The organism is Sporosarcina sp. Marseille-Q4943 (assembly GCF_943736995.1).
Lineage (GTDB): Bacteria > Bacillota > Bacilli > Bacillales_A > Planococcaceae > Sporosarcina.
This window is the reverse complement of the sequence record NZ_CALSFT010000002.1, coordinates 786,589-800,188: the sequence shown is the minus strand read 5'-3', so window position 1 is coordinate 800,188 and position 13,600 is coordinate 786,589. Positions and strand designations below refer to the sequence as shown.

Below are 13,600 nucleotides of genomic sequence, written 5' to 3'. Positions count from 1 at the left end.
CTCGTTGTGGAATATGAGGCTCGCAATTTAGCTATCAGACAATGCTATATTTCCGTTCTGCCGCTTTTTGATTCAACCGATCGCGTAAAGCATCGAATGAAGTTGGCGTCTCTGTCCGTTCTTTCTTGGCAAATAGCTCTGTTGCAAGATTAGCAGTGCTGAATTGACGGGCGAACTGCTCCACTTTTACGGCAGTCGCTTCTGCTAGTGCTACAGACGCTTTCTCCACGATTCCTACGCTTTCCAGGCGATCATCGCCCTTCGCTTCTTCAACGATGGACGGCTCGACCGGCTTTGCGTTGAATGAAGAAGATGCGACATTGCGTTCATAGGCGCCTTTATTAATGGACGCGGCAATTTTCGCGATGTCCGGCCTCCATTCTTGTACAGCTTCCAATGCGAAAGCCATCTCGTTCGGATGATCTGCGAAATAAGGGTTTTCATACCAGTATTTATCTTCAAAACGGCCTTGTGAAGCGGCAAGCGCATTATTGTACGGCGAATTGTACCAGTCGCTCGATGGCTTCGGAATGCCATGCGCCTCTGCCAATGCTGGATCGGTGATGAAAGCGATAACGTGCGGCACTTTCCCTGGAGCGTTTTTAAAATCAGTGATGAGCTCATCCATACGCGCCTTCCTTCTCGCGATTTCCGCCTCGTCGCCTGACTGGACCGCTTCTTTCAATGAGCGGTTCTGCACATCGATGAGATTGCCATAATAAAGCTTATTCTGCTTCATCACCCCGCCGACGTTGTCATACCAGGCAGGATGCTGTTTTGCCTGGAACTGATGGTAGTCCGACCAATCATTCGTGCGAACCGCTTCAAGGATTAGGGAGTTACGTCCTTGGTTCACTGCTGCTAGTGGATTGATAGCGGCCGCTTCCTTGCCCCACACTTTTCGCCATCCGTCACCCGACGTGCTATTGACATCCTTCACTTGCATCGAGAAAGATCGATCATTTAATACGGATACAAACATTTGCCCACCCCTTGTTACTAGTAGTATCTATGTCACAGACAAATTTCTTTACGTTTTTATCCATTGTACACTATTTCGACAATAGTAGACAGTTAATGTAATAGATTGAGTGAGAAGTTTTTAGAGGAAACGAGAACTTCTTTATGTAGATTGAGGAGTTTTTTATATAGAATGAGAACATTGAATAGGTAAACGAGAACTTCATAAATAAATCCACCTCCCCAACAATGTGAAGGGAGGTGGATTCGAATTCATGCATGCTGTTTTTCGTACTTGGCAATTTGCTCTTCGTATTGGAACGTCAACGCGATTTCGTCCCATCCATTCAATAGCATTTGCTTATAATATGGGTCGATGTCGAATGAGTACGTTTTTCCGTCTTCGCTTTTTACAGTCTGCTCGCCTAGATTGATTTCCAACGTATAGGGAGCGGACTCACCTTTGGATAAAAGCTCTTCGACTTCCTCCACACGGAGGCGAATCGGCAGGATACCGTTTTTGAAGCAGTTATTATGGAAGATATCCGCAAACGACGGGGCGATGACGACTTCGAATCCGTAGTCAAGGATCGCCCATGGCGCGTGCTCCCTAGAGGATCCGCATCCGAAATTATCATGAGCGACCAAGATTTTTGAGTCTTTGAACCGGTCGTCGTTTAAGACGAAATCTTTGTTTACTGTTCCGTCCGCCTGAAAACGCCAATGGTAGAAAAGGTATTTTCCAAAGCCGGTCCGTTCGATCCGCTTAAGGAATTCCTTCGATATGATTTGGTCCGTATCTACGTTTTTTCGATTTAACGGGGTCATGACGCTGCGCACTTCATTGATCGGTTTCATGGAATCATCCTTTCTTCATCTTCGGGCTCATTAAGCGTGAGCCAACTTCATCTCACGTACATCGGTGAAATGACCGTTGATTGCTGCCGCCGCAGCCATTGCGGGGCTCATTAAATGGGTACGGGAACCCGCCCCTTGTCTGCCTTCGAAGTTCCGGTTCGATGTCGATGCGCATCTCTCCCCTGCTGGAACGACATCATCGTTCATCGCAAGGCACATGCTGCATCCCGACTCGCGCCATTCGAAACCCGATTCAATGAAGATTCTATCCAAACCTTCCTCTTCCGCTTGCCGTTTCACCGTTCGTGAACCCGGAACGACGATTGCCGTCACATTCGGATGCACTTTTTGTCCTGCAATCACTTCGGCAGCGGCCCGCAGATCGCTTAACCGTGCATTCGTGCAAGATCCGATGAAGACGTGTTGGATTTCGATTGAAGTGAGCGGCGTCCCTTCTTCAAGCCCCATGTAAGCGAGCGCTTTTTTCAAGGCTTCCTTGTCGGATTCATCCGTAAAGTCATCCGCTGACGGGACGTTGGCGCTGATGCCGGAACCCATCGAAGGATTCGTGCCCCATGTAACAAATGGCTCTATTTCATCTGCATTGATTTCAAGAACCGTATCGTAAACGGCTCCTTCGTCAGATGCCAAGGAGAGCCATTGCTCCGCGGCTTCCACGAACGCATCGCCTTCAGGGACATGACGGCGCCCCCTCAAATACTCGATCGTCGTCTCATCCGGGCTGATCAAGCCGGCTTTTGCCCCCGCTTCAATGGACATATTGCAAATCGTCATCCGTTCTTCCATCGTCATGGAACGGATCGCTTCACCTGTATACTCGGCGATATGCCCCGTTCCGACATCGATGCCGAATTTGGCGATGATCGCAAGGATAACGTCTTTCGCAGTGACGCCGAAGCCGAGTTTTCCATTGATCCGTATTTCCATCGTCTTCGGTTTTGATTGCCAAAGCGTCTGTGTCGACAGAACGTGCTCGACCTCGCTCGTACCGATTCCAAACGCGATGGCGCCGAATGCACCGTGCGTCGATGTGTGGCTATCCCCGCAAACAATTGTCTTGCCCGGCTGCGTCAATCCGAGTTCAGGACCGATAATATGGACGATTCCTTGGTCCGGATGCTCCATATGTGCAAGCTCGATGCCGAACTCCTCGCAGTTTCTCTCCAATGTTGTAATCTGCTTTTTGGCAATCGGGTCGTTGATGGTCGGCAAATTTCGGGTCGGAACGTTATGATCCATCGTAGCGAAACAGAGGTCGGGACGGCGTACTTTCCGCCCCGCCAGCCGCAAGCCTTCAAACGCTTGAGGAGACGTCACTTCATGCAATAAATGAAGGTCGATATATAACAGATCCGGCTTCCCCTGTTCTTCGTATACAATATGCTGCTCCCAAATCTTTTCGATGATCGTCTTCGCCATTTAAATTACTCCTTTCATTTCAGACATAGGAAAACATGATGCTATTCGAGACGAACTGCAAATCAAGCTCGTTGATCACTTTATCTGTCCAATCGGTTGTAGAAAGAGCGCGATCTGAGTCCCCGGCGAGGTCTGCTGTGAAATGGCCATCCTCAAATACGGTATCCACCGCTTTTTCGATCGCCGCCGCTTCCGTATCCATTCCGAATGAGTAACGCAGCATCATTGCAGCCGACAAGATAGCCGCTGCCGGATTCGCAATTCCCATTCCCGCTACATCTGGCGCTGAGCCATGAACTGGTTCGTAAAGGCCGAATCCATCGGAACGAACACTTGCTGACGGCATAAGGCCGAGCGAACCGGTGATGACAGACGCTTCGTCGCTTAAAATGTCGCCGAACATGTTTTCCGTGACGACAACATCGAAGGATTTCGGGTTCGTAATCAATTTCATTGCCGCCGAGTCGACGAGCTGATGCTCGACTTCAACATCCGGATAGCCTTTCCGCTTCTCTTCGACGACTTCACGCCAAAGCTTGCTCGACTCCAATACGTTCGCCTTGTCGACGGATGTCACCTTCCCCCGTCTCATCCGCGCAAGCTCGAATGCCTTTTCAACGATGCGTTCAATTTCTTCACGTGTATAGACGAGTGTATCGACTGCGGAAGTCTCCGTCTTGCGGCTCGGTTGCCCGAAGTAGATGCCGCCCGTCAACTCCCGGACGATCATCATATCGACTTCCCGTACGATTTCCTCCTTCAAAGGAGAAGCCTGAAGCAAGGATGGGACAGCCTTGACCGGTCTGAGATTCGCAAATAGATCGAAATGCTTCCGAATCGCCAGCAACCCTTTTTCAGGTCGCAATTCCGAAGGGTTTTGATCCCATTTCGGACCGCCGACCGCCCCTAAGAGCACTGCATCACTCGATTCACAGAGTTCGATTGTCTCTTTCGGAAGCGGGTCATTGAACGAATCGATCGCCGCCCCTCCGATTGAACCGTAATTGAAATGGAATGTGTGGTTGAATCGTCTTGCAACCACTTCAAGAACTCGCACAGCCGCCGACGTCACTTCTGGTCCGATTCCATCACCTTGTAATACAGCCACTCTTTTTTCCATTGAACTTCTCCTCCTTGTTGTCATCTTCCCATTCACATAATCTTCAGACTAACTAATGTATAAATAACTTCTAATCGGATTTGCACTCCAGGCGGACGCTTTCCGTGGGCGTCGCTTCAGCCTCCTCACTTCGCTATCGCTCCGTTGCGGGGTCTTCTGCTGACGCTTTTCCCACAGGAGTCGCCGCCTTCCGCTCCAATCCTTTCAATTTACGCATAAATACTGCTAAAAGCGCATAAATTCGTTTATTCACGCATAATTCCGTAAATCTGCGCATAATCCGCGAAGTTCACGCATAAATCCCCACAATTACGCATAACGCAACTTTCATTACGAATCACTGACCAACCGTTTCCATCACTTTCACTTGATCCTTCACTAATTTCCTATTAATAGCGTTCAAATATGCTTTGGCGGATGCTTCTAAGACGTCTTGTGAAACGTCGCGGCCTGTGAATGTTTCGCCGTTGAAACGCAAGTTGACGACTGCTTCCCCTAAAGCATCGCGTCCTTTGCCGATTGATGTGACGCGGTAGTCCAGAATGTTGACTTGCCCTTTGACGAGCAGCTCAAGAGCATTGAAGATCGCTTCGACCGAACCGGCGCCTGTTGTCGCAACGACGACATTTTCCCCGGAAGGAACATTCGCTGCAATTGTAGCTGTCGGAACATTGGAAGTGCCGTATTGCACTTGCACATTCGTCAATTCATAAATGTCCGCATCTGCATACGCAATTTGCTTCCCTGTGAAGAGGACGAATAGATCGTCTTCCGTAATTTCCTTCTTGCGGTCGGCGAGCTTCTTGAACTCGACGAACGCTTCATTTAATTGCGCATCGCTCAGCTCAAAGCCCATCGATACAGCACGGTCCTTAAATGCATGGCGGCCTGAATGCTTACCGAGTGCTAGCGGAGCAGTCTTATCACCGATCAGTTCCGGGGTGATGATTTCATATGTTTCACGATTTTTCAGCATGCCGTCCTGATGGATTCCCGATTCATGGGCGAACGCATTCTTCCCGACAACCGCCTTGTTCGGCTGAATGACGACGCCTGTCAACTGGCTGACCAATTGGCTCGTGCGTTTGATTTCCTGTAAATTGATGCCCGTTTCAAAACCGTAAACGTCTTTGCGTATATGGAGGGCAACAGCAATTTCTTCGAGCGCTGCATTTCCAGCCCGTTCACCGATCCCGTTAATCGTGCCTTCGACTTGATCGGCACCATTTTCAATCGCTGCGATGGAGTTAGCGACAGCCATCCCTAAATCGTTATGGCAATGCGCAGATAGTTTCACACGCTCAATGCCTGTCACATTCTCCTTCAAGAATTTGAATAAAGCCCCGTATTCTTGTGGCGTTGCATAACCGACCGTGTCAGGGATATTAATTGTCGTCGCACCGGCTTTGATCACTTGATTGATGATCCGGACGAGGAATGCAGGGTCGGAACGGAATGCGTCTTCTGCTGACCATTGAACGAGAGGAAAGAATTTTTTTGCGTATTTTACAGCTTCAACTGCGATGTCCACGACTTGGTCAGGCGTTTTCATCAATTTATGTTCCATATGGATCGGTGACGTGGCCAAAAATACGTGGAGATGCGGTTGCTGTCCGCCTTTCAGCGCTTCCCATGATGTATCGATATCGCTTTTCATTGCACGGGCAAGCCCGGTCACTGTCGAGTTCTTCACTGTGTTTGCAATACGCTGTACTGCTTCGAAATCACCAGGTGAGGAAGCAGGGAACCCTGCTTCGATCACCGTAGCGCCAAAACGTTCTAGTTGGCGGGCAATTTCCATCTTTTCAGCCGTGTTCAGATTGATGCCGGCCGATTGTTCACCATCACGAAGTGTCGTATCAAAGATGTCAATTTTTCGCACTACCCACCACTTCCTTCTGTTTTGTTTTCTTGCCTTCATTTACAAACGGCATCATCGCACGAAGCTTTTCTCCAACGACTTCGATTTGGTGCTTCGCTTCCGATTCTTTATACGCATTGTAGTCCGGACGGTTGTTTTCGTTTTCTGCAATCCAACCTTCCGCGAATTTACCTTCTTGGATTTCCGTTAAAATGTCTTTCATGCGTGCTTTCGTATCCGCATCAACGACACGCGGTCCTGATACGTAATCGCCCCATTCAGCCGTGTCGGAAATTGAATAGCGCATTCCGGACATGCCGCCTTCGTACATGAGGTCGACGATCAGTTTCAATTCATGCATCGTTTCAAAATAAGCAAGTTCAGGCTGATAACCTGCTTCCACCAATGTTTCGAAGCCGGCTTTGACGAGGGAAGTCAATCCGCCGCAAAGTACTGCCTGCTCACCGAATAGGTCAGTTTCCGTCTCTTCTTTGAATGAAGTTTCAAGTACGCCTGCACGAGCGGAGCCGATTCCTTTCGCATATGCGAGAGCAACGTCTTTTGCTTGCCCGGAAACGTCTTGGTATACCGCGAACAATGCCGGTACGCCAGCGCCTGCTTCATACGTTCTGCGGACGAGATGTCCAGGGCCTTTCGGTGCGACGAGGAATACGTCGACGTCTGCAGGCGGTACGATTTGTCCGAAGTGAACGTTGAATCCGTGTGCGAAAACGAGGGACTTGCCTGCTTTTAATGCTGGTTGGATCTCTTCGTCATACACTTTCTTTTGTCTCTCGTCCGGAAGAAGAATCATGATAAGATCCGCTTGTTCAGCCGCTTCAGCTACTGTTTTCACGTCAAGGCCGTCTTCCTTCGCCTGATCAAAAGATTTTCCTGGGCGTACGCCGACGACTACGTCAAATCCTGAGTCTTTCAAGTTTTGTGCGTGTGCGTGACCTTGTGAGCCGTATCCGATGACTGCGATCGTCTTTCCTTGTAGTAGTCCTTCATTGATATCCTGGTTGTAATACATTTTAGCCATTGTTAGTTCCTCCTTGGGTTTTGGGTTTTTATTTTTATTTTAAAATGGATAACTGTGGTGAGTTGACCTTTTGGATTTCACGGGTGAATGCCGTTGCTCCGGTCCTTGCTAATTCTTTAATGCCATAAGGCTTGACGAGATCGATGAATGCCTCGATCTTCTCGGGTGCGCCGGTTACTTGGTACGTGACGACGTTTTTCCCTGAGTCGATGACCGTTGCGCGAAACGGTTCGACGATGCTGCTGATTTCACTGCGCGCATGTGGCGGTGAGACGACTTTTACGAGCGCGAGCTCCCGCATGACGATTGCTTTGTCAGTAATGTCATTCACTTTGATGACATCGATCTGTTTTTGGAGCTGCTTGACGAGTTGTTCGATTTTCTGTTCATCTTCCACATTGACGATGAATGTCATTTTCGACATGCCCGGCTGTTCGGAATGCCCGACCGAGATGCTTTCAATATTGAATTGCCGTTTCATGAGCAATCCTGTCACCCGGTTCAATACTCCACTTTGATTGATGACTGTGACCGATATGACTCTTCTCATTCGCTCTTCACCCCGATCATTTCCTGTAGTCCTTTTCCTGGTGCCACCATCGGATAGACGTTTTCCAACATTTTCACCCGGCAATCGATAAGCACCGGTTCGTCCGACAGAAGCGCTTCACGGAAAATCTGTTCAGCGTCCTCTTTCTTTGTAATGCGATACCCTTTCAAGTCATAGGCTTCCGCAAGCTTGACAAAATCCGGCTGGACGGGAATCAATGACTGGGAATAGCGTTCATCGTAGAATGTCTCTTGCCATTGGCGAACCATTCCGAGCGCCATGTTGTTCAAGATGACGACTTTCACTGGAATTCTCATCTCCTGCAAGAGGGACAGCTCCTGCGCCGTCATTTGGAAACCACCATCTCCGACAATTGCAATAACTCTTTCATTCGGCTTCGCGAGTTGCGCACCGATTGCAGCCGGGAATCCGAAGCCCATCGTTCCGAGGCCGCCCGACGTAACCCAATGATCGGGATTGTTCAATGAATAATATTGAGCCGCCCACATTTGATGCTGTCCGACGTCCGTCGTGACAATTGCATCTCCCTCGGTAATGCGATGGATCATTTGGATTGCTTCTTGTGGCAGGATTTCGTGCTCGTCGACGTTGTACCATAACGGCGCTTCTTCCTGTAAACCATTCAAGTATGCGATCCAGTCGTCAGATTCAGGTGCATGGAAGTCCTGGTTGAGCAAAGCTTTTAACGCTTCCTTCGAATCCGCCACGATCGGGATGTCGGTCGGGACGTTCTTTCCGATCTCCGCCGGGTCGATATCGATATGGATGACTTTCGCATGCGGAGCGAAAGTGTCCAGATTGCCTGTCAACCGGTCGTCGAATCGTGCGCCGACATTGATTAATACGTCGCATTCGCTAATTGCCATATTGGCCGTATAGGTCCCGTGCATGCCTGCCATGCCAAGGAACAATTCATGGTTTCCAGCGATGCTTCCGAGTCCGAGCAATGTGTTCGTAATAGGAATCCGTTTCGTTTCAACCAAAGTCTTTAATTCTTCCATCGCCTGGCCGTGCAACACGCCCGCACCTGCCAGGATGAGCGGCTTCCGTGCAAAACGGATCGCTTCTGCTGCCTTTTGTATTTGCAAGTAATTCGGAGTGGTTGTCGGCTGGTAACCCGGCAGATTCACTTCAGCATTCCGTTCCTCCTCCGTGACGAAGATTTCCGTAGCCACGTTTTTAGGAATATCTACGACAACAGGGCCGGGTCTGCCCGTTGAGGCGATATGGAATGCTTCTTTGATGATCCTTGGGAGGTCCGCGACGTCCTGTACCTGGTAGTTATGCTTTGTGATCGGCTGCGTAATGCCGATGATATCCGCCTCCTGGAATGCATCCGTCCCGATGACTGTGGTTGCCACTTGCCCCGTGAAGACGACGAGCGGCAATGAATCCATCATCGCATCCGTAATTCCTGTCACCAGATTTGTCGCACCCGGACCTGATGTCGCGATGACAACGCCCGGTTTTCCGGATACTCGCGCATAGCCTTCCGCTGCATGGATGGCTCCCTGTTCATGACGGGCAAGCACATGGGGAATCGGATCCTTGTATAATGCGTCGTAAATCGGTAGGACGGCACCTCCAGGGTAACCGAAAATGACTTCGACACCTTGGTCTTTCAACCCTTGAATTAAGATAGCAGAACCATCCATCGGTTGAATTTTCTGTTTTTCTTCCTTAGTCTCTGGCGCCATTTCCATCACTGCCTGCTTCGTTTGAACTTCCGCACTCATGTACGAACTCCTCCTTACTTTTCTAATCGCCTATTTTATATAAAAAAGAAAAGCCTTTTCTCCCCACACAAAGAAATCCTGTTCTTCGTATAAGGGATGAAAAAGCTTTTCATGGTACCACCCTTGTTCGCGGCATCCGCCGCCTCGTGAACGGACTCCAAAATCGAAGTCCATTCGCTGATAACGAGCCCATCTTACACGAGCCCGGGATTGCCTACTCAGTTTCCTTTTCAGCAGTCCACTCCGGGGTGATATCGCGGATAGTTGCATTGCCGGCTTCCAGCACGACCGGCTCTCTGTGAATGCAAGGATCTATCCCCTTTTGCCCCATCATCGAATTGTTATATTTTCATCACGCCGCCTGTACTTGCGGACGTGACAAGTTTTGAATATCTGGCCAAATAGCCTTTTTTAATCTTCGGTTCAAATGGCTGCAGTTTCGCTCTGCGTTCCGCCAATACTTCATCTGAAACTTTCAGCTCGATCGTCCGGTTCGTCAGATCGATGTCGATAATATCTCCATCTTCAACTAATGCAATCGGGCCGCCTTCAGCCGCTTCCGGTGAAATATGTCCGATTGAAATGCCTCGGGACGCCCCGGAGAAGCGACCATCAGTAATGAGCGCAACCTTCGTTCCTAAGCCTCTACCTTGAATGGCTGATGTCGGAGCGAGCATTTCTGGCATGCCCGGCCCGCCTTTCGGACCTTCGTAGCGGATGACGACGACATGCCCTTCACGGACCGTGCCGTTGTCGATGTTTTCCTGCGCAGCTTCCTGAGATTCAAAGACGATCGCTTCACCGGTGAACTGCTTGATGGAAGGATCGACCGCCCCGACTTTGATGACGCCGCCGTCCGGTGCGATATTTCCGAATAGGACGGACAAGCCGCCTACCGGGCTGTACGGGTTATCCTTCGTCCGAATTACTTGATCGTTTGTAATTTGATAGTCCTGAACGTCTTCCCTCATCGTTTTTCCTGAAATTGTGATGCGATCCGGGTGGATAGCTCCAGGTATTTTTGTAAGTTCATTGATGATGGCACTGACGCCGCCTGCTTTAAAAATATCATCCATGGAAATATCGGATGCCGGCATGATTTTCGCTAAATACGGAACCCTTTCGGCAACTTTGTTAATATCCTGGACGCTATATTCGATTTCCGCTTCGTGTGCAATCGCCAATGTATGTAGAACCGTATTGGTCGATCCGCCCATCGCCATATCGAGTGCGAATGCGTCATCGATCGCTTCCTTCGTAATAATGTCACGCGGTTTGACATCCTCTTTTACCATGCGGATCAAGTTCTTCGCCGCTTCCTTGATCAGCTTATGGCGCTCATCGGAAGTCGCGACGATCGTTCCATTGCCCGGCAACGCCATTCCTAGCATTTCCATTAGACAGTTCATAGAGTTCGCGGTAAACATTCCTGAGCACGATCCGCACGTCGGACATGCATTGTTCTCAATGTCGAGGAGCTCTTCCGCCGTCATTTTACCCGACTTATATGCTCCGACCCCTTCGAATACCGACGTGAGGGACAGCGGTGAGCCTGACGAGGATACGCCAGCCTCCATCGGTCCGCCTGAAACAAATACGGAAGGGACATTCGTCCGGACCGCCGCCATGAGCATGCCTGGCGTGATCTTGTCACAGTTCGGAATGTAGAACACTCCGTCGAACCAGTGTGCATTGATGACCGTTTCAGCAGAATCCGCAATCAGCTCGCGGCTCGGAAGCGAGTAACGCATTCCGATATGCCCCATCGCGATTCCATCATCAACACCAATCGTATTGAACTCGAATGGAACCCCGCCGGCTTCCCAAATTGCATCTTTTACAATTTCAGCAAATTTATTTAAATGTTTGTGACCTGGAATAATATCAATATATGAATTACATACACCGATGAAAGGTTTCTCCAAATCTTTCGTTTTCACACCCGTTGCGTAAAGGAGACTCCTATGAGGCGCACGGTCAATCCCTTTTTTAATCATGTCACTTCTCATTGCTATCTCTCCTAATCAAATCATCCAAGAACATTCCAACTAAATGAATTGCGTGAAATGAATCACATATCCAAATAGATTGTTGCTATCATATATCGTATTTTTACCTACGTCAACTATCTTTTTATAATTATTGTTCAATTAAGAATTATAGTATTTTTTGTATCCGCTTACATTAGCGATATATTGCATATTGTCGGAAATATGACAACTTGAAAATATTTTTTTCTTCGTTGTTCATTGCGGTAGACGACAAGTGAAATTTAGGGTAGTGGATGGAAATCACTTGCTAGAATGGAGATTTTTATTACGTTTTTCGAGGAGAATGTTGAGAGTGCTTTTGCTAGATGAAGTTGAGTTCGTGCTGGAATAAACGGCCCTTCTCTTCTACTCATTGAATTTATCAATCCGCCAGCCGAATTTTTTCACGTGGACGTAGCTCACTATGATTGTCTCCGCAGTTCTCGTGTCACCGATCGGGATTGTCAATTCGAATGTCTTCTTGCTTTTTTTCGATTTCACTTCCCTTGCCGTCGCGATTTCCCATAGGAGCAGTGATCCAGGTGGAGATTCCGCTTCTGGCGAGGCCAATTTTCCATTATGTTTCAGAATGCCGTTTTCCTTCATGAAACGTTTCGCTTTCTTCTTCGTCACGAACTTCTGCAGCTCTGCTCTCATTTTCTTCCTGGAATCCAAATGAGACGCCAAAAAGCGGTACTCCAAGCCTTTATGGGCGAATGTCTTGTACTCGCCCTCTTTGTACAGTCCGCCGGCTTGGATCATCGCTTCCGCCCCGGTCCAAGCGGTCGCCAGTTCGACGGCATCCTTCGGTGTAAAGGCGGCTTGGCCGGCTGGTGATTTTCCGCCGCAAGCCGCCATCATGAGCAAAAGTAAAATGACAGCCGTTATGTTCATTGTCCTCTTTTTCAACATGCAACCCCCTGACAAGCTAATACTTTAGCGTATGAACTACTAAGGGGGTACATACGCCGGCACGGCGATTTCTATTCACTGGCGACTACCGAGTCATGCTCTGGTATTTTGAATTTATTCTCAAACAGACTTGCGACGAGCGCTCCTACTGTCAAATTGACGACCATGTTAGCGACGGCCGGCACGGCTGCGAGGGAGCTGACATGCTCCATTGCGAGCGTCGCAGCGAGGGCGGTGTTGCAGATGCCCGTATGGAACAGAATGGCGCGGGCGTTCTGTTCAGCCACTTTCATTAGCTTCGCAATGAAATAGCCTCCTGCCATCGGAATGCACACTTGAAGTACGACTGCTGCGAACACGAGTGGCAGCACCGATAAGTTCTGCTGCAATGATTGCTGCGCACTTGAGATGACCGATACGATGACGATGAATAACGCAAGCTGCGAGAGGACAGATGTGTATGGCCTGATCACTTCCACCTTTTTCGTCCACTTCCATTGGATGAACAATCCCGCCAACAACGGAATGAACACGATATAAATAATATTGAGAAACAGAGGCCAAAACGCGATCGGTATCAATTTCCCCGCAAACACTTGCACGAGCGTAGGCGTCAAAACTGGCGAAATGAACGTATCCATCGTCGCCATCGTAATGCTCAATGCCACTTCGCCGCCTGCGATGAATGTGTAAATATTGGCGGACGTGCCACTTGGAACCGTCCCCGCTAAAATGACACCAGTCGCAATTTCCGCTTCGTCCTTAAAGAACAAATAAGCGATCGTTATCGAGACACCGACTGTCATTGTCCATTTGAGGAAGACGCCAAAAAATGCAAATTTCGGGTTTTTAATGACCGCCATCAGTTTATCGGTCGATAAAGACAGACCCATCAGAAGAAAGATCGTTCCGAGCCCAGCGCCTGTCAAACCACGTATCGGAATAAAGACATCCGGGGCCAAGTACGCGATTACGGATAGAAGGACGATCCATAACGGCAAATATTTCGAAACGATCCCTGTCGCTACTTGCAATAATTTCAATAGATTCCCTCCTTACTCAATTGCGCT

The 13,600-nt window shown here is 49.0% G+C and carries 11 protein-coding genes; all 11 read right to left on the bottom strand.

Annotated features, from left to right (window positions below; genetic code table 11):
- Positions 1-34: 34 nt before the first annotated feature.
- Complete coding sequence (locus NIT04_RS03885) at positions 35-982, bottom strand: hypothetical protein (protein ID WP_252502291.1); 948 nt, start codon at positions 980-982, stop codon at positions 35-37.
- A gap of 251 nt (positions 983-1,233) precedes the next feature.
- Positions 1,234-1,818, bottom strand: coding sequence for a 3-isopropylmalate dehydratase small subunit (gene leuD, locus NIT04_RS03880; RefSeq protein WP_252502290.1), 585 nt, complete (start codon positions 1,816-1,818; stop codon positions 1,234-1,236).
- A 30-nt stretch (positions 1,819-1,848) separates the two neighbouring features.
- A complete protein-coding gene (leuC, locus tag NIT04_RS03875; protein ID WP_252502289.1) occupies positions 1,849-3,258 on the bottom strand; it encodes a 3-isopropylmalate dehydratase large subunit in 1,410 nt (469 codons plus the stop codon).
- Positions 3,259-3,277: 19 nt separating this feature from the next.
- Positions 3,278-4,378 carry a 3-isopropylmalate dehydrogenase gene (gene leuB / locus NIT04_RS03870; RefSeq protein WP_252502288.1) on the bottom strand — a complete coding sequence of 367 codons (1,101 nt, stop codon included), beginning with the start codon at positions 4,376-4,378 and terminating at the stop codon, positions 3,278-3,280.
- A gap of 337 nt (positions 4,379-4,715) precedes the next feature.
- Positions 4,716-6,260, bottom strand: a complete 1,545-nt coding sequence (locus tag NIT04_RS03865; protein ID WP_252502287.1) for a 2-isopropylmalate synthase — start codon at positions 6,258-6,260, stop codon at positions 4,716-4,718.
- Positions 6,247-7,281: a ketol-acid reductoisomerase gene (gene ilvC, locus NIT04_RS03860; RefSeq protein WP_252502286.1), complete on the bottom strand. Its 1,035-nt coding sequence runs from the start codon at positions 7,279-7,281 to the stop codon at positions 6,247-6,249. Before ilvC ends, NIT04_RS03865 begins: the two co-directional genes overlap by 14 nt.
- 34 nt (positions 7,282-7,315) lie before the next feature.
- Positions 7,316-7,831 carry an acetolactate synthase small subunit gene (gene ilvN, locus NIT04_RS03855; RefSeq protein WP_252502285.1) on the bottom strand — a complete coding sequence of 172 codons (516 nt, stop codon included), beginning with the start codon at positions 7,829-7,831 and terminating at the stop codon, positions 7,316-7,318.
- Positions 7,828-9,588: an acetolactate synthase large subunit gene (gene ilvB / locus NIT04_RS03850; RefSeq protein ID WP_371922493.1), complete on the bottom strand. Its 1,761-nt coding sequence runs from the start codon at positions 9,586-9,588 to the stop codon at positions 7,828-7,830. The genes ilvN and ilvB overlap by 4 nt, the downstream gene beginning before the upstream one ends.
- A gap of 341 nt (positions 9,589-9,929) precedes the next feature.
- Entirely contained in the window at positions 9,930-11,597 is a 1,668-nt protein-coding gene (gene ilvD, locus NIT04_RS03845; protein ID WP_252502284.1) for a dihydroxy-acid dehydratase, read from the bottom strand.
- 387 nt (positions 11,598-11,984) lie between these two features.
- Positions 11,985-12,527: an IseA DL-endopeptidase inhibitor family protein gene (locus tag NIT04_RS03840; RefSeq protein WP_252502283.1), complete on the bottom strand. Its 543-nt coding sequence runs from the start codon at positions 12,525-12,527 to the stop codon at positions 11,985-11,987.
- Positions 12,528-12,601: 74 nt separating this feature from the next.
- Positions 12,602-13,573 (bottom strand): bile acid:sodium symporter family protein, encoded by a 972-nt coding sequence (locus NIT04_RS03835; protein WP_252502282.1) that lies wholly within the window; start codon positions 13,571-13,573, stop codon positions 12,602-12,604.
- Positions 13,574-13,600 lie beyond the last annotated feature (27 nt).

What these genes read in the sequence shown, in the direction of transcription:
- NIT04_RS03885 (WP_252502291.1), bottom strand. Translation starts at nt 982, where the DNA reads ATGTTTGTATCCGTATTAAATGATCGATCTTTCTCGATGCAAGTGAAG.
- leuD (WP_252502290.1), bottom strand. Translation starts at nt 1,818, where the DNA reads ATGAAACCGATCAATGAAGTGCGCAGCGTCATGACCCCGTTAAATCGA.
- leuC (WP_252502289.1), bottom strand. Translation starts at nt 3,258, where the DNA reads ATGGCGAAGACGATCATCGAAAAGATTTGGGAGCAGCATATTGTATAC.
- leuB (WP_252502288.1), bottom strand. Translation starts at nt 4,378, where the DNA reads ATGGAAAAAAGAGTGGCTGTATTACAAGGTGATGGAATCGGACCAGAA.
- ilvC (WP_252502286.1), bottom strand. Translation starts at nt 7,281, where the DNA reads ATGGCTAAAATGTATTACAACCAGGATATCAATGAAGGACTACTACAA.
- ilvN (WP_252502285.1), bottom strand. Translation starts at nt 7,831, where the DNA reads ATGAGAAGAGTCATATCGGTCACAGTCATCAATCAAAGTGGAGTATTG.
- ilvB (WP_371922493.1), bottom strand. Translation starts at nt 9,588, where the DNA reads ATGAGTGCGGAAGTTCAAACGAAGCAGGCAGTGATGGAAATGGCGCCA.
- ilvD (WP_252502284.1), bottom strand. Translation starts at nt 11,597, where the DNA reads ATGAGAAGTGACATGATTAAAAAAGGGATTGACCGTGCGCCTCATAGG.